A 19,308-nucleotide genomic window follows, 5' to 3' on the forward strand; every position below is an offset into this window, starting at 1 on the left:
CCTGCTCGATCGTGTCGCCATCCTGCAGGTGCCGCGCCGGGCTACCCGCCTGCGGCGACACCAGGTCGACGTACCGCTCCCCGAACAACGTCTTCGGCAGCAACCGCGCCGACACGTTCGCCGGGATGAGCCCGACCGTCGAGGGGTCGAGCGCCAGCACCAGCCGCGCGCCCTTGCCGGTCGTCTCGACCCTGCGCACCTCCCCCACGATCAACCCCCGCAGCTTGACGTCCGAGGACGTCTGGAGCTGCGAACCCACCCGGTCGGTGAGCAGGGTGACGGTCACGACGGGGGTGAAGCGCTTCTGGAAGGAGGCCACGGACAGGCCGACGAGCAGGAGCAGGACGACCACGAAGCCGACGCCGTACGCGCGGTTGCCCAGGCGCGACATCCAGCCGCGCGCGGGTCCCACGCCGTCCTCGGTGTGCTGGGACATCCGCTACCCCGCGATCCGGACGGTCGTGGTGGCGCCCCACACGGCGAGCGAGAAGAAGAAGTCCACGATGTTGATCGCCACGATGGAGGTGCGCACGGCCTTGCCCACGGCCACCCCGACCCCTGCCGGGCCGCCGGACGCGGTGTAGCCGTAGTAGCAGTGGATCAGGATGATCACGACTGCGAAGACCATCACCTTGAGGAAGGAGTACAGGACGTCGATCGGCGGCAGGAACAGGTGGAAGTAGTGGTCGTAGGTGCCCGCCGACTGGCCGAAGTAGTGGACGACGATGAAGCGGGTCGCGCCGTACGAGGAGAGCAGGCCCAGGACGTACAGCGGCACGACCGACACGAACCCGGCGATCATGCGGGTGGTCACCAGGAACGGCAGCGAGGGGATGCCCATGACCTCCAGCGCGTCGACCTCCTCGGAGATGCGCATGGCGCCGAGCTGGGCGGTGAAGCCGCAGCCGACCGTGGCGGCGAGGGCCAGCCCGGCCACGAGCGGGGCGATCTCACGGGTGTTGAGGTAGGCCGACACGAAGCCGGTGAACGCCCCCGTGCCGAGCTGGTTGAGCGAGGAGTACCCCTGCAGGCCGACCTGGCTGCCGGTGAAGAAGGCGAGGAAGGCGATGACGCCGACGGTGCCGCCGATGACGGAGAGCGCACCGGAGCCGAGGGAGACCTCGGCGAGCAGGCGGACGACCTCCTTCTTGTAGCGGCGCAGCGTCCGCGGGCTCCAGGCGAGGGAGCGCACGTAGAAGCGCATCTGCTCGCCCAGGCTGTCGAGCGCCCGCCCCGGGCGGCCCGCGATGTCCATGACCTTGCTCATCCGCGCACCTCCTTCAGATCTTCTGGGGGACGACTTGGAAGTAGACGGCGCTGGCGACGAAGTTCACGACGAACAGGAACATGAAGGTGATGACCACGCTCTGGTTCACCGCGTCGCCGACTCCCTTGGGGCCGCCGCCCGCCGTCAGCCCCTTGTAGGAGGCCACGACCGCGGCGATGAAGCCGAAGATGAGCGCCTTGATCTCCGACGTCCACAGGTCGGCGAGCTGGGCCAGCGCCGTGAACGAGGCGATGTAGGCGCCCGGCGTGCCGCCCTGGATGATCACGTTGAAGAAGTAGCCGCCCGCGACGCCGACGACCGACACCAGCCCGTTGAGCAGCAGGGCCACGAGCATCGCGGCGAGCACCCGTGGGACGACGAGCCGCTGGATGGGGCTGATGCCCAGCACCTCCATGGCGTCGATCTCCTCGCGGATCTTGCGCGAGCCGAGGTCGGCGCAGATGGCGGAGCCGCCGGCGCCGGCGATGAGCAGGGCCGTGACGATGGGCGACGCCTCACGGATGACGGCGAGGACCGAGGCCGCGCCGGTGAAGGACTGGGCACCGAGCTGGCGGGTGAGGGTGCCGAGCTGCAGGGCGATGACCGCGCCGAACGGGATGGACACCAGCGCCGTGGGGACGATGGTCACCGAGGCGATGAACCAGCACTGCTGGATGAACTCCTTGGTCTGGAACGGCCGCCGCGGCAGTGCCCGGACGACGTCGAGGACCAGCGCGAAGAGCGACCCGCTCTGGCGCAGCGCTCCGGTCACCGGGTTGCTCATGCGACCGGCTCCTCCGCGACGGGGTGGGCCGCCGCGTGCCGGCCCGTGTTCCCTTCGTCCGTCACGTCGTGGGCCCGGCTGGTCGTCGCACCGGCCGGGGACAGGCCTGCGTGGTGGGACTCGAACGACCCGGGCGGGGGCGTGATGCCGTTGGCGCGGCACCACTCGCCCGCGGGACGCTCACCGCGGCGCGGCGAGCCGTCGCTAGTGCGCAGCTGCAGCGGGATCGGCGGCAGGGGCGGCAGCTCCCGGCCCGACTCGGCGGCCAGCTCGTCGGCATCCTTCTCCTCGGACATGCCGATGGGCCCGATCGTCTGGGCGTTGAGGAACTGGCGCACGACCGGCTCCTCCGAGCTGAGCAGCATCTCCCGCGGCCCGAACATCGCCAGGTGCTTGTGGTAGAGCAGGCCGATGTTGTCCGGCACCGTCCGCGTGGAGTTGATGTCGTGCGTGACGATGAGGAAGGTCGCATCGATCTGGGCGTTGAGGTCGATGAAGAGCTGGTTGATGTAGCTCGTGCGCACCGGGTCCAGGCCCGAGTCGGGCTCGTCGATGAGCAGGATCTCCGGGTCGAGCACCAGGGCCCGCGCCAGACCGGCGCGCTTGCGCATACCGCCGGAGATCTCACCCGGCAGCTTGTCCTCGGCGCCCTGGAGGCCGACCAGCTCCATCTTCTCCAGGACGATGTTCCGGATCTCGGACTCGGACTTCTTCGTGTGCTCGCGCAGCGGGAACGCCACGTTGTCGAAGAGGTTCATCGAGCCGAAGAGGGCGCCGTCCTGGAACAGCACGCCGAACAGCTTGCGCACCTCGTACAGGTCGTGCTCGCGCAGACGGGTCAGGTCCTGGCCCTGGATCCAGATCGAGCCGGCGTCCGGCTTGAGCAGGCCGACGAGGGTCTTGAGGAACACCGACTTGCCGGTGCCGGAGGGCCCGAGCATGACCGAGATCTCGCCGGCGGGGAGGGTGAGGCTGACGTCGTTCCAGATCAGCTGCGACCCGAAACGCTTCGTCAGGCCCTCGACCTTGATCTCTGTGCCCACGTCCCACCTCGTCGTGAAAGTGCATGCCCCGATGAGGGCCCCGGTTCGCAGGGCTCAACGAGACGCGGGCGCGGAGGTTACGGGGCCGGTATGCCGCGGCGGCGCGCGCCGACGGGGGACGGCATCGGGGCGGCGTGGGGACGGGACGTGGACGGCGGCCGGGACGACGAAAGGCGGGCCCGACCGTGTGGTCGGACCCGCCTTCGCGGAGTTCGTGCTCCCCGGAGGGAGCACGAGGTCACTTGAGGGTGACGGTGGCCCCGGCGCCCTCGAGGGCCTCCTTGGCCTTCTCGGCAGCAGCCTTGTCGACCTTCTCCAGGACGGGCTTGGGGGCGCCGTCCACGAGGTCCTTGGCCTCCTTCAGGCCGAGGGAGGTCAGCGCGCGGACCTCCTTGATGACCTGGATCTTCTTGTCGCCAGCAGCCTCGAGGACGACGTCGAACTCGTCCTGCTCCTCGGCGGCAGCGGCCTCGCCGCCACCGGCGGGGGCGCCGGCGGCCGCGACGGCAACCGGGGCCGCAGCGGTGACGTTGAAGGTGTCCTCGAACTGCTTCACGAACTCGGAGAGCTCGATGAGGGTCATCTCCTTGAAGGCCTCAAGGAGCTCGTCGGTGGAGAGCTTCGCCATGGTGGGCGTCCTTTCTTCTCTTACTTCGTATGCCGTGAGTGGCGGTTTGGTTGGTGAGCCGGCCCCGGGGGGTCAGCTCTCGTCGCCACCCTCGGCGACGTCTGCGGTGGCCTCGGCCGCGGGGGCCTCGGCGGGGGTCTCCGGAGCCTCGGCCGCGGGGGCCTCGGCAGCCTCGGTGCCAGCGGCGGCCACGGGGCCCTCCGCCTCGACCTTGGCCCGCAGCGCGTCGACGACCCGAGCGGTCTGCGACAGCGGCGCGGCGAAGAGGTAGACGGCCTGGCTGAGCGACGCCTGCAGGGCACCGGCCAGCTTGGCCAGGAGAACCTCGCGGGACTCGAGGTCCGCGAGCTTCGTGATCTCCTCGGGAGACAGGGCCTTGCCGTCGAGGACGCCGCCCTTGATCACGAGGAGGGGGTTCGCCTTGGCGAAGTCACGCAGGCCCTTGGCGGCCTCGACGGGGTCGCCATCGACGAACGCGATGGCGGACGGGCCGACGAGCTGGCCGTCGAAGGCCGTGACTCCGGCCTCCTTCGCGGCGAGCTCGGTGAGCGTGTTCTTCACGACGGCGAAGGTGGCGTTCCCGCGCAGCGAGTTCCGCAGGTCGGTGATCTGCTTCACCGACAGCCCGCGGTACTCGGTCAGCACGGCCGCGCCGGAGTTGCGGAACCTGTCCGACAGCTCGGCGATGGCGGCAGCCTTGTCAGCCTTTGCCATGGGGCCTCCCTTCCGTGGTGTGCGACCGCCCGGGGGCCTGCTCCCCCATGAAGAAAGCCCCGGCACAGGGCACGGGGCTCACGGCATACCGACGGATCGGCACTTCGGTGGTTCCGGCCTGCGCTGGCGCCCACCTCACGTGGGACCTTCGGTCTCCGTGCCGGGCACGGGGACAACCAAGCGGTCTCTGGTCAGGGCCCAGCGTACGCGGCGGGGGCGGCAGCGACCAAATCGCTGCCGCCCCCGCCGCCCGACAGGGCTGGCGCTCAGCCCGTGGGGAGCTTGAAGGTCCCCACCTGGTCGGCCGGCGGCGCGGTGATGGTGGACTTCTTCCCCCAGTCGGAGAAGGTGATCTTCAGCGTCTGGCCCTGCACCTGGGTGGTCATGAGGGTGGGGCGGTCCTGCTTGTCCAGCGTGTAGTGCGCGGTCACCGGCGCGACCGACGGGGCCGCGGTGGAGCCGCCCGTACCGCCCAGCAGCGTGGTGGGGTCGATGGTGACCTCGTACTCGGTCGTGTCGCCGGACGTGCCGACGACCTTGGCCTTGGTCCCCTGCAGCGCCTTGGCGAACTGTCGCGGGTCGTTGTCCTGCCCCGCGAGGCCGGCGAACATCTTGCTCACCGGGTCGTCCGCCTTGGGGTCGATCTTGACCCACGGCTTCTGCGAGCCGGGCAGCCCCTTCATGTAGATGACGCCGCCGAGCGAGACGACCTCGAGCTTCTCCCCCTGCAGCTCCATGGTCATCTGCTGCTCCATCGAGCTGTCCTTCATGACGAAGCTGCCGCTGGCCTTGCCCTGGCCACCGAAGTCCATCGCCATCGAACCGGATCCGGCCGCGACCATGGCGTCGGTCATCCGCTTGGCGAGCGCGGCGCCGTCGACGGTGTCGCCGGACTTCACCCCGGCCGGCGCCGAGCTCTTCGCCGCGCTCGAGGTGCCGGTCCCGGCGTCCGAGGCGCTGCCGCAGCCCGCGAGCCCCAGGGCGGCCGCCAGCACGGCAGCAGCGATGGTGGTCGTCTTCATGGAGGTCCCCCTCGGTCGGCCGCGTCGCGCGGCGCGGCTGGTTTCCGGGGGTTCGTCCCCCTGCCGGACCCACCCTACGGCGTCCGGCCCTGCCGCTCGGCCCAGGATGCCGCGAGCCCGCCACCTCGGCGGAGGTGGCGGGCTCGTGGTCGGCGTGGCGCGGGGCTCAGGCCTCCGCGGTCTCCTCGCTGAGCAGGTTGCGGGTGCGGGTGTAGTCCAGCGGGATGCCCGGGCCCATCGTGGTGCTCATCGTGGCCTTGAGGATGTAGCGGCCCTTGGAGGCGGACGGCTTGAGCCGCAGGACCTCCTCGAGTGCGGTCGCGTAGTTCTCGACCAGCGACTTCTCGTCGAACGAGGCCTTGCCGATGATGAAGTGGAGGTTCGCGTGCTTGTCGACGCGGAACTCGATCTTGCCGCCCTTGATGTCGGAGACGGCCTTGGCGGTGTCCATGGTGACGGTGCCGGTCTTCGGGTTCGGCATGAGGCCGCGCGGGCCGAGGACCTTTCCGAGGCGACCGACCTTGCCCATCATGTCCGGGGTCGCGACGACGGCGTCGAAGTCGAGCCAGCCGCCCGACACCTTCTCGATCATGTCGTCGGAACCGACGTAGTCGGCGCCGGCCTCACGGGCGGCCTCGGCCTTGTCGCCGTTGGCGAAGACCAGGACGCGGGCGGTCTTGCCCGTGCCGTGCGGCAGGTTGACGGTGCCACGGACCATCTGGTCGGCCTTGCGCGGGTCGACACCGAGGCGCATCGCGACCTCGACGGTCTCGTCGTACTTGGCCTTGGCGGCACCCTTGGCGAGACGGACGGCCTCGAGCGGGGCGTAGGACTTGGCGGCGTCGATGGTCTCTGCGGCCGCGCGGTAGGCCTTGCTGCGCTTCATGTTCTGCTCCTGTTGTCGGTACTGCGGTTGGAGTTGTGGTCAGCGGACCAGCGCTGGTCCTGCCACGGCCCCGGGATGCCCCTCATGCGGCACACCCGAGGGTGCCTCGTCAGAGGCTGGTGTCGATGCCCATGGAGCGGGCGGTGCCGGCGATGATCTTCATGGCCTGCTCGACGTCGTTGGCGTTGAGGTCTTCCATCTTCTGCTCGGCGATGGCGCGGACCTGGTCGGCGGACAGCGACGCGACCTTGGTCTTGTGCGGCTCGCCGGAGCCCTTCTGCACGCCCGCGGCCTTCTTGATCAGCTCAGCGGCCGGCGGCGTCTTGGTGACGAAGGTGAAGGAGCGGTCCTCGTAGACCGTGATCTCCACCGGGATGACGTTGCCGCGCTGGGACTCCGTCGCAGCGTTGTACGCCTTGACGAACTCCATGATGTTGACGCCGTGCTGACCGAGCGCCGGGCCGACCGGGGGAGCCGGGGTGGCCGCGCCGGCCTGGATCTGCAGCTTGATGAAGCCGGAGACCTTCTTCTTGGGAGGCATGTGTTTCCTTCTGGTGTGGTGGGCCGACGCCGTGGGCGATGACCCGGTTGCAGGCCCCGGGGTGCCGTGTGGTCACCCGGGGTGGTTGCCGTCCGGTCAGATCTTGGCGACCTGGTTGAACGACAGCTCGACCGGGGTCTCCCGGCCGAAGATGGAGACGAGCACCTTGAGCTTCTGGGTGTCGGGGTTGATCTCGGAGATCGTGGCCGGGAGGGTCTCGAACGGGCCCTCCATGACGGTGACGGACTCGCCGACCTCGAAGTCGACGACCGCGACCTCGCGGGGCTTGCCGGCGCCGGCACCCGTGCCCGTGCCGCCCGCGGCGGCCTGCTCGGCGCCGAGGTCGGACGGGGCCAGCATGGTGAAGACCTCGTCGAGGCTCAGCGGCACCGGCTGGTGGGCGTTGCCGACGAAGCCGGTGACGCCGGGGGTGTGGCGGACGGCGCCCCACGACTCGTCGGTGAGGTCCATCCGGACCAGGACGTACCCGGGCATCCGGACGCGGCGGACCAGCTTCTTCTGGCCGTTCTTGATCTCGGTGACCTCCTCCATCGGCACCTCGGCCTGGAAGATGTAGTCCTCCATGTTGAGGGAGGTCGTGCGGTTCTCGAGGTTGGCCTTCACGCGGTTCTCGTAGCCGGCGTAGGAGTGCACGACGTACCACTCGCCGTACTGGCTCGCGAGCATGTCCTTGAACTCCTGGACCGGGTCGCCGATCGGGGCGTCGACCGCCTCGGCGGCCTCGGGCTCCTCGGCCGGCTCGGCCGACTGCTCCTCGAGCGCGGCGTCGTCGGCGGGGGCCGCCTCGTCCTGCTCGTCGGTGGTCACGGGGGCGTCGTCAGCGGCCTCGGGCGCGGCAGCCTCGCCGGCGAGGCCCTCCTCGAGCTCGGCGGAGGCGTCGAGCGACGTCGGCTCCGTCTCGGGCTCGGCGTTCTCGGTGGTCCACTGGTCGGACACGCTGATGACCTACTTCCTTCTGGTGAACCCGGGCCGGGCCCGGGCGAGTGCGGCAGGGCGGGGACTAGCCGCCGAAGACCCACAGGACGAGCTTGGTGAAGCCGAAGTCGATCGACGCCACGAGTGCCATGATCACGGTCACGAACACGATCACGACGATCGTGTAGTTGACCAGCTCGGAGCGCGTCGGCCGGACGACCTTGCGCAGCTCGTCGAGGATCTGGCTGACGAACAGCGACACCGCCCGGAAGAACCGCGAGACGGGGTTGCCGCCGCCCTTGCCGCCCTGGCGGCTGGTACGACCAGAGCCGCGGGTGCCCGCGCTCACATCCGTCACGACGACTGCTCTCCCTGGGGTGTGCCGCGCCGCCGGGTGACGTCACGGGTCCTGCTGTGCGCAGGGCAGGAGGGACTCGAACCCCCAACCGCCGGTTTTGGAGACCGGTGCTCTACCAATTGAGCCACTGCCCTACGGGAGCCCCGGTGGGGCGGTGCTCCCGGTGGCCGACCACGACCGCATTCCGGGCACGCCGGAAGCATGGTCGAAGTCAACCGAGGAGCAAGCATACGTGAGGCTCGGGGCCGAACGCGAACTCGCCGGGTCGGGCCCCAGCGACAGGACGCAAGCGCCCAGCCGGCCCGGACCGGGCCCGGCGGTGACCGGCGTCCGGACGCCCCCGCGCGGCGTACGAGGGCTCTGGGACCATGGGGCACGTGACCGAGCAGAGCACCCCCACCGCCACCCCCCTCGCCGAGCTCCCCCAGGCCGAGCTCGAGGCGTTCGCGCAGGAGCAGCAGGCCGCCTACGACGCGCTCGTGGAGCGTGGCCTGAGCCTGGACCTCACGCGCGGCAAGCCGGCCAGCGCCCAGCTCGACCTCGCCGACGGGCTGCTGGCCCTCCCCCACGGGACGACCGACGCCGCAGGCGTCGACACCCGGAACTACGGGGGCCTTGAGGGCATCCGCGAGCTGCGCGAGATCTTCGCCGAGCTGCTGTGGGTCTCCCCCGAGCAGGTCGTGGCGGGCGGCAACTCGTCGCTGACGATGATGCGCGAGGTGCTCGTCGACCTGTGGCTGCACGGCGCAGTCGACGGCGAGCGCCCGTGGGGCCGGGAGGAGAAGGTCCGCTTCATCTGTCCCGTCCCCGGGTACGACCGGCACTTCACGCTGCTCGACTGGTTCGGGATCGAGATGCTGACGGTCGCCATGCACGAGGACGGACCGGACGCCGAGGCGATCGCCGAGCTCGCGGCCAAGGACCCCAGCATCAAGGGCATGTGGGTGGTCCCGACCTACGCCAACCCCACCGGCTCGGTCGTCACGCAGGAGGTCGCGGCCCGGCTGGCGTCGATGGAGACGGCCGCCCCGGACTTCAAGATCTTCTGGGACAACGCCTACGCCCTCCACCACCTCACCCGGGACGAGGCCAAGAGCGCCGACATCCTCAGCCTCGCGGCGGCCGCGGGGCACCCACACCGCCCGGTCATGTTCGCCTCGACCTCCAAGATCACGTATGCCGGCGCCGGCGTCGCCTTCCTCGCCGGGTCGGTGGAGACGGTGAAGTGGTACACGGGCCACCTCGGCAAGGGCGCGATCGGCCCCGACAAGGTGAACCAGCTTCGGCACGCCCAGTTCTTCGGCTCCCCCCAGGGCGTGCGCGACCACATGGTGAAGCACCGCGAGATCATCGCCCCCAAGTTCGCCGAGGTCGACCGGATCCTCACCGAGCGGCTCGGCGGACTCGGGGTGGCCGAGTGGACGCACCCCACGGGGGGCTACTTCGTCAGCCTCGACGTGCTCGACGGCACCGCCGCTCGGGTGGTGGAGCTGGCCAAGGCCGCGGGCATCGCGCTGACGCCGGCCGGGTCCTCCTTCCCCCACGGCGACGACCCGCGCGACCGGAACATCCGGCTCGCCCCGACCTTCCCGCCCCTGGAGCAGGTCACGGCTGCCATGGAGGCCGTCACCACCTGCGTGCTGCTCGCCAGCGCGGAGCGGCTGCGCGCGCAGGCCTGACCCGGGTCGCCACCGCCGAGGGGGTGGCGAACGGCTCCTCACCCGGTGGCGAAGGACCCTTCGCCACCCCTTGGGCGCGTGTCACGCGAGGGGACCTCTGCCGGTTGCGCGGTGGGGCCGGCTGGCGTTGGCTGGTCCCATGAGCGACCAGCCAGGCGTGGAGAGCATCGAGGACGACGCGACGGGCAGCTACAGCGTCGACGACGCGGTGGACTCGGGGTTCGGGCAGGACGAGCTGCTCGACACGAGCGAGGGCGACAACGAGCCCTGGTCGCCCCCGGACATGCAGCCGCGGGGCACGGAGTGGGGCACCACCGCCTCCGAGCAGGAGCAGGGCGAGTCGCTCGACCAGCGGATCATGCAGGAGGAGCCCGACCCGGCGAGCGCGTACGGCGCCCCGGACAACGAGTCCGGGCTCGACGAGGACCCGCGGGACCGCGTCGGTGGCGACGACCCCGACTCGATCGCGGCCGAGGACGACTTCATCGGAGACTCCGAGGTCGGTGACCTGGCCGCCGGCGAACTCGTGGCCCCGGACGAGGGCGTGCGCGAGGACACCGAGAAGGACCTCGACGCCTCCGAGGCGGGCCTGGCCGAGGGCCCGGAGGAGTCGGCGGTCCACGTCGTCGAGGACTGACGGGCACGAGGGCTGACGGGCGCCGGGCCCGGCGCCCCGGCGGGGCCGGGCCGGACGGTACCCCACCGCGCCGATCCTGTGAATCCGCGCGAGGACGATCTGTGCCGGTCCCTGCGTTCCTAGACTTCCTGCCACGCCGGCCGCTCCGGGCGCGGCGGCGACGCGCGGAGGGGGATCGGGTGTACCTCAGCGAGCGCCCGCGCCCCGCGCCGGACGACCCCGAGGCCGACGGGTCCCCGGAGCCCCGGAGCCGGCATGCCGAATCGGCGACGGCCGCCGAGACGGCCCCCGACACGGCCGGCGCGACCGGTCCCGCCCCTCCCGGCCGTCGGCGAGGGGTCGGCGGCACCGTCGTGCTGCTCGGCTTCGTCAGCCTGCTCACGGACATCTCGTCGGAGTCGGTGTCGGCGGTCCTGCCGCTCTACCTCACGGCGGTGCTCGGGCTGTCGCCGCTGGCCTACGGCTTCGTCGACGGGCTGTACCAAGGCGTCAGCGCGCTCGTGCGCATCCTCGGTGGCTGGCTCTCGGACCGGGCCGACCGGCCCAAGTGGGTCGCCTTCGCCGGCTACGGCCTGTCCGCAGCGACGAAGGGCCTCCTGCTCCTCGCCCAGGGCCTGGGGGCGGTGACCACGGTGATCACCCTCGACCGGCTGGGCAAGGGGCTGCGCACCGCACCCCGGGACGCGATCATCGCGGCCTCGACCCCGGAGCACTCCCTGGGCCGCGCCTTCGGGGTGCACCGGGCCCTGGACACGACCGGGGCCGTGATCGGGCCGCTGCTGGCGTTCTCGATCCTGTGGCTCGTGCCCGGCGACTACCGCGGGGTCTTCCTCGCCTCGCTCGCGGCGGCCGTCCTGGGCCTGGCCCTGCTCGGCCTCATGGTGCCCGACCTGCGACCGCGACGGGGTGTCGCCGGCGTCGGCCGGGGCCCGGGGACCGCCGTGCCGTCGTGGCGCACGCTGCGGGACCCCCGGTTCGGCCGCGTCGTCCTCGTCTCGGCGCTGCTGGGGGTGCTCACCATCAGCGACGGCTTCCTCTACCTGTCGCTGCAGCACCGTGACCACTTCGCCGCCACGTGGTTCCCCCTGCTGTTCGTCGGCACGAACGTCGCCTACCTCGCCCTGGCGGTGCCGTTCGGGCGCCTGTCCGACCGGTTCGGCCGGGCCCGGGTCCTCGTGGCGGGCCACCTGCTCCTCGTGGGCGCCTACCTGTGCGCCGCGGCACCGGCCGGCGGGCTCGGGCTGACCCTCGCCTGCCTGCTCCTGCTCGGGTCGTTCTACGCAGCCACGGACGGCGTCCTCGCCGCCCTGACCTCCCAGCTCGTGCCCGCCGGTGCCCGGGCCCGCGGGATCGCCACCGCCCAGACCGTGCAGGCCCTCGCCCGGCTCTCGTCCTCCCTGGTCTTCGGCGCGCTCTGGACCGGGCTGGGCCGCGGCCCCGCCGTCGTGACAGTGGCCGTCGCGCTGGTGGTCGCCGTCGGCGCGTGCGGCTGGCTGCTGCGCGGGCTGCGTCCCGGCACCGCCCCGCCCGGGGCCGCGGCGTGAGCACCCGGGGCCGGCTCGCCACCCTCGTGGCGCTCGCGCTCGTCCTCGTCGGGGGCACGGCGGCATACCTCGTGCGCTCGCACGACGCCCGGCAGGAGGCGGTGCGCACCGCGCCCGCCCAGGCCACCGTCGCGGTGGCGACGGTGCAGTCCGGGCCGCGGATCGTCTTCCGCAACACCGCGATCGGCCCTGACTACGGACGGGTCGCCATGGTGCCGCTCGCCGCACCGGGTGGCGCCCGCGCGTTCACCGGCGCGAGCTGCGACCGGGTGTTCGCCGCCTCGGGACACACCCTGTGCCTGGCGTCCGACCCCGGCGTCGTCACCACGTACACCGCCCGGGCGTGGGCCGACGCCGGCGGCCCGAAGGTCGACCTGCCGCTGACCGGCACGCCCAGCCGGGCGCGGCTGTCGGACGACGCGAAGCTCGCCGCCACCACGAGCTTCGTCTCCGGCGACTCCTACGCAGCCAAGGCGTTCTCCACCCGGACGGTCGTCACGACCCTCGCGACGGGGGCGTCGGTCGACCTGGAGACGTTCCGGCTCGTCCACCGGGGCCGGACGGTCACGCCGTCGGACCGCAACTACTGGGGCGTGACGTTCGCCCCCGACGACGACCACTTCTACGTGACGGTGCAGTTCGGCGGGAAGACCTGGCTCGCGTCCGGGCGGCTCTCGACCCGGACCGTCACGACACTGCGCCAGGACGCCGAGTGCCCCTCCCTCTCGCCCGACGGCACGAAGGTCGCCTACAAGAAGCGGGGGGACCGCGGCCCCGGCGACTGGCGGCTCGCGGTGATGGACCTCGCGACGGGGCGCGAGACCGCCCTCGCGGAGCAGCACTCCGTCGACGACCAGGTGGAGTGGCTCGACGACGCGACCATCCTCTACGGGCTGCCGGGCGAGGGGACGGCCGCTGCCGAGAGCAACGTGTGGGCGGTGCCGGCCGACGGCACCGGCGCGCCCCGGCTGCTCATCGCGAAGGCGTGGTCCCCCGCCGTCGTGCGGTGAGGGAGTGCAAGACTGCACGGCATGTCGCGCCCGGTCCTCGAGCTGCCCAAGGCGCACCTCCACCTGCACTTCACCGGGTCGATGCGGGTGCAGACCGTCCACGCGCTGGCCGCCAAGCACGGCATCCGGCTGCCCGACGCGCTGACGACGGACTACCCGCCGCGGCTGAGCGCCCGCGACGAACGGGGCTGGTTCCGGTTCCAGCGGCTCTACGACGCGGCGCGCGCCTGCGTCCGTGACGAGTCGGACCTGCGCCGGATCGTCCGCGAGGCGGCCGAGGACGACGCCGCCGAGGGGTCGCGCTGGCTGGAGATCCAGGTGGACCCCACGTCGTACGCACCGTTCGTCGGGGGGATCACGCCGGCGCTGGAGATCGTGCTCGACGAGGCCCGGCTGGCGTCCACGGCCGGTCCCACCGGGGTGGCCGTGATCGTGGCGGCCAGCCGCATCCGCCACCCCCTCGACGCCCGCACGCTGGCCCGCCTGGCCGCCCGGTATGCCGGGGAGGGCCCGGGCGAGGTCGTGGGCTTCGGCCTCAGCAACGACGAGCGACGGGGGGTCACGCAGGAGTTCGCGCCGGCCTTCGCCATCGCCCGCCGCGCGGGGCTGGCGCTGGTGCCGCACGCCGGCGAGCTGCTCGGCCCCACGGCGGTCGAGACGACCCTCGAGTCCATCCGGCCGGACCGGATCGGTCACGGCGTGCGGTCGGTGGAGGACCCCCGGGTGCTGGACCTCGTGGCCGACTCCGGCGTCGCGCTCGAGGTGTGCCCCCGCAGCAACGTCGCGCTGGGCGTCTACGGCCGGGACCGGGACGTGCCGCTGCGCACGATCGTCGAGCGCGGCATCCCGGTGGCCCTGGGGGCGGACGACCCGCTGCTGTTCGGCTCGCGGCTGGCCGCGCAGTACGACACCGCCCGCGAGGCGCTGGGGTTCTCCGACGAGGAGCTCGCCGAGCTGGCCCGCGGCTCGCTGCGGGCGTCGAGGGCGCCGGAGGACGTCCGCAAGCAGGCGTTCGAGGCGGTCGACGCCTGGCTGGCGGGCTGACCCGCTGACCGGTCGCCGGTGCGGTGACCGCGGCTTCCGCCCGCCGGCGCCGGCCCCGTGTCAGAGGTCGTGGCCGACGAAGACCGGCTCGTTGACGAGCGTGACGCCGAACGCCGCCTGCACGCCGTCACGCAGCTCCCGGGCCAGCGCCGCCACCTCCCGAGCGGTGGCGCCGCCACGGTTGGTGATCGCGAGCGTGTGCTTGGTGGACAGGGCCGCGGGGCCCGGCAGGCGGTAGCCCTTGCCGAAGCCGGCGTGCTCGATCAGCCAGGCGGCAGACGTCTTGACGTGGCCGTCGGCGTCGGGGAAGCGGGGCGGCGTCGGGCCGTCGGGGCCCAGCCGCTCGGCCGCCCGTCGCTCGAGGTCCGCGAACCGCTGCGCGGACAGGATCGGGTTCGTGAAGAACGAGCCGCACGACCACGTGTCGTGGTCGTCGGCGTCGAGGACCATCCCTCGGCGCCGGCGCTGGGCGAGGACCGCCTCGCGGACGTCGGGGAGCGGCACCCGGTCGCCCACCTCGACGTCGAGCTGGCGCGCGAGGTCGGCGTATGCCACGGGGCGGCTCAGCTCGCCTGGCACCAGCTGGAACAGGACGTCGAGGACGACGTAGCGGTCGGTCGCCTTGAAGAGGGAGTGCCGGTAGGTGAACCCGCAGTCGGCGTTGGCGACGGTGCGGACCGCCTGCTCGCGGCGGTCCCAGACCCGGACCGAGGCGATCGTCTGGGCGACCTCCTGCCCGTAGGCGCCGACGTTCTGCACCGGGGTCGCGCCCGTGCCACCGGGGATGCCGGAGAGCGCCTCGATGCCGGCCCACCCCTCGGCGACGGCTCGGGCGACGAGGTCGTCCCAGGGCACGCCGGCCGCAACCCGCACCATGACCCCGCCGCACAGGTCGGCCGACTCGACGGTGATCCCGTCCGTGGCGACCCGCAGCACGGTGCCGGGGAAGCCCTCGTCGGCGACGACGACGTTGGAGCCGCCGGTGAGGACGAGCAGCGGCTCGTCGGCGTCGTCGACCTCGCGCGCGGTGTCGACGACCTCGTCGATGGTCTCGGCGGTGACCAGCCGCGCGGCCGGACCGCCGACGCGCATCGTGGTCAGGGGCGCGATGGGGGCGTCGTGCTCCTCGCGCATCAGGCGAGCGCCACCACCGCGAGGCACCGGCCCAGCGCCTTGGTGCCCTCGGCGGTGACCGTCAGCTCGACCGTGGCGCGACGGGTCTCCTCGTCGAGGGACTTCACCGTGCCCGCCACGACGAGGTCGGCGCCGTCGCGCGGGACGACCACCATGGAGGTGAACCGGGTGCCGAACTCGACCACCCGGCCGCCGTCGCCCACCCAGTCCTCGAGCACGGCGCCGGCGGCGCCCATGGTCCACATGCCGTGGGCGATGACGTCGGGCAGGCCGACGGAGCGGGCGAAGTCCTCGTCCTGGTGGATCGGGTTCTGGTCGCCGGAGGCGTTGGCGTAGGCCACGAGCGTGTCGCGGCCGACGTGCACCGTGGTGGGGCCGAAGGTCTCACCGGCGCTGACCTCCTCGAAGCTGCGGACGGCCACGGTCACTCCCCTCCCCGGACGACGATGGTCGAGGTCGACGTGCACAGCGCCTCGCCGTCCTGCGTCGAGAGCTCGGTGCGGGTCGTCACCATCGAGTGGCCGCCGGCCTGGCGGATCGAGTCGACCGTCAGCGTCCCCAGGACCTGGTCGCCCGCGGTGATGGGGCGGTGGTGGACGAACTTCTGCTCGCCGTGGACGACGCGGCTGTAGTCGATGCCAGCCTCGGGGTCCGCGACGTACTGCCGGTCGACCTGCTGGGCGATGCTCACCGCGAAGGTGGGCGGCGCGATGACGTCGCGGTAGCCCGCGGCGCGCGCGGCCTCGGCCGAGGAGTGCACCGGGTCGTGCGACCCGACCGCCTCGGCGAAGGCCGTGAGCATCGCCGCGTCGACGGCATACGGGCCACTGGGCGGGTACGTGCGCCCCACGAAGTCTGCGTTCACGGCCATGGCGCCCACTCTAGGGGCGGGGCGTCGCCGGGACCGACCCAGCCCACAGGCGCGGGCGTACTGCTGCGGGACCGGGCGCCGCCGCCCCGGGGACGAGGAAGCCGCCCTGCGGACGGGTAGGTCCGGGGCGGCTTCTCGGGGTGCGCCTGTCGGCGCGCTGCTCAGCGGGTCTCGCGGTGCAGGGTGTGCTTGCCGTCGCGCGGGCAGAACTTCTTCATCTCCAGGCGGTCGGGGTTGTTCCGACGGTTCTTCTTGGTGATGTAGTTGCGCTCCTTGCAGTCCACGCACGCCAGGGTGATCTTGGGGCGGACGTCTGCGCTCTTGCTAGCCACGGGGCAACCTGCTCTCGAAACTGACGGTGGAAAGAACTCGCGGGCCGCGCACACGGTCACGCGGCGACACATCAAGATACGCGACCTCGGGCCGAAACCTGAAATCGCCGTTGTAGCGGGAGCGGGGCTCGATCCCGCGACCTCACGATTATGAGTCGTGCGCTCTAACCAGCTGAGCTACCCCGCCTCGGGGTTCGACGCCCTGCGGCGCCGGACCAGAGCCCCCTGTCGGAATCGAACCGACGACCTTTTCCTTACCATGGAAACGCTCTGCCGACTGAGCTAAGGGGGCCTGCCCGTCCTGCGCAGGAGGTCTGCGCGGAAGTGCGACGGTGAGACTACAGGGTCAGCCCACCGGGAGTGAAATCGACTGCGACCGCCCCCTGCTCGTCCCGCGCGGTCCCTCCGGTGCGGCGGCGCGACCCTGTTGCCACCGGCTCCGGAGACGTCACCGGAAGGCCGAGACCCCGGTCAGCGCCTCACCCACGACGAGCGTGTGCATCTCGACGGTACCCTCGTAGGTCAGCACGGACTCGAGGTTGTTCATGTGCCGGATGACGGGGTACTCGAGGCTGATGCCGTTCGCCCCAAGGATGGTCCGGGCCGTGCGGCAGATCTCGAGGGACTCGCGGATGTTGTTGAGCTTGCCGAGGCTGACCTGGGTCGGGGTGATGGTGCCGGCGTCCTTGCGGCGGCCGAGGTGGAGCGCGAGCAGCTGCCCCTTGACCAGCTCCAGCGCCATGTCGGCGAGCTTCTGCTGGGTCAGCTGGAAGCCGGCGATGGGCCGGCCGAACTGCTCACGCTCGATGGCGTAGCGGCGGGCCGCGTCGAGGGAGGAGCGGGCCGCGCCGAGGGCACCCCAGACGATGCCGTAGCGCGCCTCGTTGAGACAGGACAGCGGCCCCTTGAGCCCGCGCACCTCGGGCAGCACCGCGTCGGCAGGGAGCCGAACGCCGTCGAGCACCAGCTCGGAGGTGACCGAGGCACGCAGCGACATCTTGTGCTTGATCAGCGGGGCGGAGAAGCCGGGGGTGTCGGTCGGCACGACGAAGCCGCGGATGCCCTCGTCGGTCTGGGCCCACACCACCGCGACGTCGGCGATGGAGCCGTTCGTGATCCACATCTTGGAGCCGTCGAGCACCCAGTCGTCGCCGTCGCGCCGCGCGCGGGTGCGCATCGAGCCGGGGTCGGAGCCGTGGTCGGGCTCGGTGAGCCCGAAGCAGCCGATCGCCTCGCCTGCGGCCATGCGCGGCAGCCACTGCTGCTTCTGCTCCTCGTTCCCCCAGCGGTGGATGGCGAACATCGCCAGCGACCCCTGCACCGAGACGAGGGAGCGCACCCCGGAGTCGGAGGCCTCCAGCTCGAGGCAGGCCAGGCCGTAGTCGACCGAGCTCAGGCCGGCGCAGCCGTACCCCTCGAGGTGCATGCCGAGCAGGCCGAGGGAGCCGAACTCCCGCGCCAGGCCGCGGATGTCGTCGATCTCGCCGCGCTCGAACCAGTCGGCGACGTGGGGGTCGACGAGCTTGTCGCACAGCTGGCGGACCGAGGCCCGGACGGCCTTCTCGTCGTCGGTCAGCAGGTCGTCGATGCCTGCGAGGTCCATCGGGTCGAGCGGGGTGCGCTTGCTCTGGGGGGTGCTCACGGTGTCTCTCCTTCGGTGTGCCCGGCACCTGGTTCGGTCCGCTGCGCCGTCCGGACGGCCGCGCCTCGGCGGCCGCCGGCCGGCTGGGCGAGCCAGGCCCGGATCTCGTCATTGTGCTGCCCCAGGGCCGGCGGGGCACCCATGGGGCGGGTGGTGGTGCGGGAGTAGGTGGCGGGGTGGCGGACCTGCCGCGGGTGGTCGGGCCCCACGTCGACGGTCGGCCCGAGGTCGAGCGACTCGGCCAGCCGGAACGCCGACCCGAGGTCGCCGACGACGCCGACGGGCACCCCGCTGTCGCCGATGCGCTTCACCCAGGCGTCGGCGTCGTCCGCACGCAGGGCGTCCTCGAGGGCGGTCACCAGGGCGTCGCGGTGCGCCACGCGGTCGGGGTTGCGGCCGAACCGGGGGTCGTCGGCCAGCTCGGGCACACCGAGCGCCTCGGCGAGGCGGCGGAACTGCCCGTCGTTGCCGCACGCCACGGCGACCGAGCCGTCGCGGCAGCGCAGCGTCTCGTACGGCGCGATCGAGGGGTGGCGGTTCCCCATCCGGGTGGGGCTGTCGCCGGTCGCGAGGTAGGCGCCGGCCTGGTTGGCCAGGGCGCCCAGGAGGCTGGTGAGCAGGTTGACCTCGACGTGCTGCCCCTGCCCGGTGCGGGCCCGCTCGGCCAGCGCGGCAAGAACCCCGACGACGGCGTCCTTGCCCGTGAGCACGTCGACGAGGGCCACGCCGACCTTGGTGGGCTCGCCGTCCCGGTCACCGGTGATGCTCATCAGGCCGCCGACCGCCTGGACCAGGAAGTCGTAGCCCGGCAGGTCGGCCCCCGCACCGCTGCCGAAACCGGTGACCGAGCAGTAGACGAGGCCGGGGTTGTCGCGGCTGACCTCGGCGTAGCCCAGGCCGAGCCGGTCGAGGGCGCCGCTGCGGTGGTTCTCGACCAGGACGTCGGCGCGACGGGCCAGCTCGCGGGCCAGCGCGAGGTCGGCCTGGTCCTTGAGGTCGAGCTCGATGCTGCGCTTGGACCGGTTCACGGACTCGAAGTAGGACGAGGAGGTCGGCGTCCAGGGAGGCCCCCAGTGCCGGGTGTCGTCACCGAGCCCCGGCCGCTCCACCTTGACCACCTCGGCACCGAGGTCGGCAAGCGTCGCCGTGGCGTACGGCCCGGCGAGCACCCGGCTGAAGTCGGCGACGAGCAGGCCGTCGAGCGGGGCGGTCACGAGGGCACCTGGAACGGGGCGG

Annotated in this window: 22 protein-coding genes and 3 tRNA genes; 5 read left to right on the plus strand and 20 right to left on the minus strand. The window is 72.2% G+C overall.

Annotated elements, in window-relative coordinates; all coding sequences use genetic code 11:
- The 12 genes from ACYVDO_RS17430 to ACYVDO_RS17485 form a co-directional block, all read right to left on the minus strand.
- On the minus strand, positions 1-436 hold a 436-nt coding region (locus ACYVDO_RS17430; RefSeq protein ID WP_460938232.1), incomplete at its 3' end, for an MlaD family protein.
- 3 nt (positions 437-439) lie between these two features.
- Positions 440-1,267, minus strand: a complete 828-nt coding sequence (locus tag ACYVDO_RS17435) for an MlaE family ABC transporter permease (protein ID WP_460938235.1) — start codon at positions 1,265-1,267, stop codon at positions 440-442.
- Between the two features lie 13 nt (positions 1,268-1,280).
- Positions 1,281-2,051, minus strand: a complete 771-nt coding sequence (locus ACYVDO_RS17440; protein ID WP_460938237.1) for an MlaE family ABC transporter permease — start codon at positions 2,049-2,051, stop codon at positions 1,281-1,283.
- Complete coding sequence (locus tag ACYVDO_RS17445; RefSeq protein WP_460938239.1) at positions 2,048-3,094, minus strand: ABC transporter ATP-binding protein; 1,047 nt, start codon at positions 3,092-3,094, stop codon at positions 2,048-2,050. The genes ACYVDO_RS17440 and ACYVDO_RS17445 overlap by 4 nt, the downstream gene beginning before the upstream one ends.
- 238 nt (positions 3,095-3,332) lie before the next feature.
- Entirely contained in the window at positions 3,333-3,722 is a 390-nt protein-coding gene (gene rplL, locus ACYVDO_RS17450) for a 50S ribosomal protein L7/L12 (RefSeq protein ID WP_091763241.1), read from the minus strand.
- Between the two features lie 72 nt (positions 3,723-3,794).
- Positions 3,795-4,436: a 50S ribosomal protein L10 gene (gene rplJ / locus ACYVDO_RS17455; RefSeq protein WP_460938242.1), complete on the minus strand. Its 642-nt coding sequence runs from the start codon at positions 4,434-4,436 to the stop codon at positions 3,795-3,797.
- A 266-nt stretch (positions 4,437-4,702) separates the two neighbouring features.
- On the minus strand, positions 4,703-5,458 hold the full coding sequence (locus ACYVDO_RS17460) for a hypothetical protein (protein WP_460938244.1): 756 nt from the start codon (positions 5,456-5,458) through the stop codon (positions 4,703-4,705).
- Positions 5,459-5,624: 166 nt separating this feature from the next.
- On the minus strand, positions 5,625-6,344 hold the full coding sequence (gene rplA, locus ACYVDO_RS17465; RefSeq protein ID WP_460938246.1) for a 50S ribosomal protein L1: 720 nt from the start codon (positions 6,342-6,344) through the stop codon (positions 5,625-5,627).
- A 109-nt stretch (positions 6,345-6,453) separates the two neighbouring features.
- Positions 6,454-6,885 (minus strand): 50S ribosomal protein L11, encoded by a 432-nt coding sequence (gene rplK, locus ACYVDO_RS17470; RefSeq protein ID WP_460938248.1) that lies wholly within the window; start codon positions 6,883-6,885, stop codon positions 6,454-6,456.
- A 96-nt stretch (positions 6,886-6,981) separates the two neighbouring features.
- The gene (gene nusG / locus ACYVDO_RS17475) at positions 6,982-7,842 is read right to left on the minus strand and encodes a transcription termination/antitermination protein NusG (RefSeq protein WP_460938250.1); all 861 of its coding nucleotides are present in this window, start codon (positions 7,840-7,842) and stop codon (positions 6,982-6,984) included.
- A gap of 64 nt (positions 7,843-7,906) precedes the next feature.
- Complete coding sequence (gene secE / locus ACYVDO_RS17480; RefSeq protein ID WP_460938252.1) at positions 7,907-8,179, minus strand: preprotein translocase subunit SecE; 273 nt, start codon at positions 8,177-8,179, stop codon at positions 7,907-7,909.
- A gap of 61 nt (positions 8,180-8,240) precedes the next feature.
- A tRNA-Trp gene (locus ACYVDO_RS17485) sits at positions 8,241-8,313 on the minus strand.
- Positions 8,314-8,547: 234 nt separating this feature from the next.
- Here ACYVDO_RS17485 and ACYVDO_RS17490 point away from each other — a divergent pair.
- The 5 genes from ACYVDO_RS17490 to ACYVDO_RS17510 all read left to right on the plus strand — a co-directional run bounded on the left by ACYVDO_RS17490 (position 8,548) and on the right by ACYVDO_RS17510 (position 14,093).
- The gene (locus tag ACYVDO_RS17490) at positions 8,548-9,858 is read left to right on the plus strand and encodes a PLP-dependent aminotransferase family protein (protein ID WP_460938254.1); all 1,311 of its coding nucleotides are present in this window, start codon (positions 8,548-8,550) and stop codon (positions 9,856-9,858) included.
- Positions 9,859-9,997: 139 nt separating this feature from the next.
- Entirely contained in the window at positions 9,998-10,495 is a 498-nt protein-coding gene (locus ACYVDO_RS17495; RefSeq protein WP_460938257.1) for a DUF5709 domain-containing protein, read from the plus strand.
- A 179-nt stretch (positions 10,496-10,674) separates the two neighbouring features.
- The gene (locus tag ACYVDO_RS17500; RefSeq protein WP_460938259.1) at positions 10,675-12,039 is read left to right on the plus strand and encodes an MFS transporter; all 1,365 of its coding nucleotides are present in this window, start codon (positions 10,675-10,677) and stop codon (positions 12,037-12,039) included.
- Entirely contained in the window at positions 12,036-13,049 is a 1,014-nt protein-coding gene (locus tag ACYVDO_RS17505) for a TolB family protein (RefSeq protein WP_460938261.1), read from the plus strand. Before ACYVDO_RS17500 ends, ACYVDO_RS17505 begins: the two co-directional genes overlap by 4 nt.
- 21 nt (positions 13,050-13,070) lie before the next feature.
- The gene (locus ACYVDO_RS17510) at positions 13,071-14,093 is read left to right on the plus strand and encodes an adenosine deaminase (RefSeq protein ID WP_460938263.1); all 1,023 of its coding nucleotides are present in this window, start codon (positions 13,071-13,073) and stop codon (positions 14,091-14,093) included.
- Positions 14,094-14,153: 60 nt separating this feature from the next.
- Here ACYVDO_RS17510 and ACYVDO_RS17515 read toward each other — a convergent pair whose 3' ends face one another.
- From ACYVDO_RS17515 to ACYVDO_RS17550, 8 genes are all read right to left on the minus strand, one after another.
- Positions 14,154-15,227 (minus strand): UDP-N-acetylmuramate dehydrogenase, encoded by a 1,074-nt coding sequence (locus tag ACYVDO_RS17515; protein WP_460938265.1) that lies wholly within the window; start codon positions 15,225-15,227, stop codon positions 14,154-14,156.
- Complete coding sequence (locus tag ACYVDO_RS17520; protein ID WP_460938267.1) at positions 15,227-15,655, minus strand: MaoC/PaaZ C-terminal domain-containing protein; 429 nt, start codon at positions 15,653-15,655, stop codon at positions 15,227-15,229. Before ACYVDO_RS17520 ends, ACYVDO_RS17515 begins: the two co-directional genes overlap by 1 nt.
- Positions 15,652-16,098 carry an FAS1-like dehydratase domain-containing protein gene (locus ACYVDO_RS17525; RefSeq protein ID WP_460938269.1) on the minus strand — a complete coding sequence of 149 codons (447 nt, stop codon included), beginning with the start codon at positions 16,096-16,098 and terminating at the stop codon, positions 15,652-15,654. Before ACYVDO_RS17525 ends, ACYVDO_RS17520 begins: the two co-directional genes overlap by 4 nt.
- A gap of 161 nt (positions 16,099-16,259) precedes the next feature.
- On the minus strand, positions 16,260-16,430 hold the full coding sequence (gene rpmG / locus ACYVDO_RS17530) for a 50S ribosomal protein L33 (RefSeq protein ID WP_310154042.1): 171 nt from the start codon (positions 16,428-16,430) through the stop codon (positions 16,260-16,262).
- 113 nt (positions 16,431-16,543) lie between these two features.
- Positions 16,544-16,617, minus strand: a tRNA-Met gene (locus ACYVDO_RS17535).
- 32 nt (positions 16,618-16,649) lie between these two features.
- Positions 16,650-16,722, minus strand: a tRNA-Thr gene (locus tag ACYVDO_RS17540).
- 156 nt (positions 16,723-16,878) lie between these two features.
- The gene (locus ACYVDO_RS17545) at positions 16,879-18,033 is read right to left on the minus strand and encodes an acyl-CoA dehydrogenase family protein (protein WP_460938451.1); all 1,155 of its coding nucleotides are present in this window, start codon (positions 18,031-18,033) and stop codon (positions 16,879-16,881) included.
- Positions 18,034-18,068: 35 nt separating this feature from the next.
- On the minus strand, positions 18,069-19,286 hold the full coding sequence (locus ACYVDO_RS17550; RefSeq protein WP_460938272.1) for a CaiB/BaiF CoA transferase family protein: 1,218 nt from the start codon (positions 19,284-19,286) through the stop codon (positions 18,069-18,071).
- Positions 19,287-19,308: the final 22 nt, after the last annotated feature.

Source organism: Phycicoccus ginsengisoli (assembly GCF_054779295.1).

Excerpts from the sequence above, each read along its gene's own strand:
- rplA (WP_460938246.1), bottom strand. The coding sequence starts at position 6,344 with ATGAAGCGCAGCAAGGCCTACCGCGCGGCCGCAGAGACCATCGACGCC.
- ACYVDO_RS17435 (WP_460938235.1), bottom strand. The coding sequence starts at position 1,267 with ATGAGCAAGGTCATGGACATCGCGGGCCGCCCGGGGCGGGCGCTCGAC.
- ACYVDO_RS17525 (WP_460938269.1), bottom strand. The coding sequence starts at position 16,098 with ATGGCCGTGAACGCAGACTTCGTGGGGCGCACGTACCCGCCCAGTGGC.
- rplL (WP_091763241.1), bottom strand. The coding sequence starts at position 3,722 with ATGGCGAAGCTCTCCACCGACGAGCTCCTTGAGGCCTTCAAGGAGATG.
- ACYVDO_RS17460 (WP_460938244.1), bottom strand. The coding sequence starts at position 5,458 with ATGAAGACGACCACCATCGCTGCTGCCGTGCTGGCGGCCGCCCTGGGG.
- ACYVDO_RS17495 (WP_460938257.1), top strand. The coding sequence starts at position 9,998 with ATGAGCGACCAGCCAGGCGTGGAGAGCATCGAGGACGACGCGACGGGC.
- ACYVDO_RS17510 (WP_460938263.1), top strand. The coding sequence starts at position 13,071 with ATGTCGCGCCCGGTCCTCGAGCTGCCCAAGGCGCACCTCCACCTGCAC.
- rplJ (WP_460938242.1), bottom strand. The coding sequence starts at position 4,436 with ATGGCAAAGGCTGACAAGGCTGCCGCCATCGCCGAGCTGTCGGACAGG.
- ACYVDO_RS17515 (WP_460938265.1), bottom strand. The coding sequence starts at position 15,227 with ATGCGCGAGGAGCACGACGCCCCCATCGCGCCCCTGACCACGATGCGC.
- ACYVDO_RS17490 (WP_460938254.1), top strand. The coding sequence starts at position 8,548 with ATGGGGCACGTGACCGAGCAGAGCACCCCCACCGCCACCCCCCTCGCC.
- ACYVDO_RS17440 (WP_460938237.1), bottom strand. The coding sequence starts at position 2,051 with ATGAGCAACCCGGTGACCGGAGCGCTGCGCCAGAGCGGGTCGCTCTTC.
- ACYVDO_RS17545 (WP_460938451.1), bottom strand. The coding sequence starts at position 18,033 with ATGGACCTCGCAGGCATCGACGACCTGCTGACCGACGACGAGAAGGCC.
- rplK (WP_460938248.1), bottom strand. The coding sequence starts at position 6,885 with ATGCCTCCCAAGAAGAAGGTCTCCGGCTTCATCAAGCTGCAGATCCAG.